The 1011-nt window shown below is 64.1% G+C and carries 1 protein-coding gene; it reads left to right on the top strand.

Features of this window, described 5'->3' with window-relative positions:
- The coding region (locus NKI69_RS33495) for an IS5 family transposase (protein ID WP_352723445.1) at window positions 1-873 on the top strand (873 nt) is incomplete at its 5' end.
- Window positions 874-1011 lie beyond the last annotated feature (138 nt).

The raw sequence follows: 1011 nt of genomic DNA, 5'->3' as shown, positions 1-1011 counted from the left end.
TGGTATCGCTTCGAGAAGATCCTGGCACGGCTGCGCTCGCCGGCCGGACCAGGCCGGCCTGCCTACAATTCGTTGGTGATGTTCAAGGCGCTTCTGCTGCAGTCCTTGTATGGACTGTCGGACAGCGAACTGGAGGAGGCGCTCGCCGATCGGCTGTCGTTCCGCCGCTTCGTTGGGCTGACGCTCGAAGAGACGGTGCCCGACCACACCACGCTCAACCGCTTTCGCAATCGTCTCGTCGAGGCGGGGCTTCTGGAGAAGCTGTTTGGCGAACTGGACCGTCAGTTGGACAAGGCCGGGCTGATCCTGCGGCGCGGTACGATGCTCGATGCCACGGTGATCGAGACGGCGGCGGCACGGCCACCCAGTGGAACGGCGCACGAGGCCGGCGAGGCTGGCGATCCCGATGCCGGCTTTACACGCCGGCAGGGCAAGCCTGGCTCCTCCTATGGCTACAAGGCCCATGTCGGTGTCGACCAGGGCTCTGGCCTGATCCGCCGGGTGAGAACGACAGCGGCCAACGTCAACGACACGGTCGAGGCAGATCATCTGATCTGTGGCGACGAAGGCGCAGTGCTGGCGGATGCGGCCTATCACACCAAGGCGCGCCAGGTATTGCTGAGGGAGCGCGGGATCAAGCCAAGACTGATGCGGCGCGCCAACAAGCATCATCCGCATCTGCCAGCGCGCCTGAAGCATTTCAACCGGCTCATTGCGCGGCAACGCTTCGCCGTCGAGACGACCTTTGCCACCTTGAAGAACCGCATGCGGCTTTGCGCCATCCGCTACCGCGGCTTGGCCAAGGCGGCAGGACAGATCCTCATCGCCGCCATGGCCTTCAACATGCGCCGCTGGGTGACGCTGGCGACCTAATACAGGGTCGCATTGCGCCCGAAATCCGCCGAACCCGTCAAACCCCAGCCAATCCGGCCTCAAACCCGAGCCGCAAGGCACCCCACATTGGCCTGACCCTCCCTCCTTGCCCCTATAACTTAATAACGCAACGGGCCC

Source organism: Mesorhizobium sp. M0491 (assembly GCF_040321265.1).
GTDB lineage: Bacteria > Pseudomonadota > Alphaproteobacteria > Rhizobiales > Rhizobiaceae > Mesorhizobium.
The sequence above is the reverse complement of the archived record's forward strand: the minus strand, read 5'-3'. Positions and strand labels throughout refer to the sequence as shown.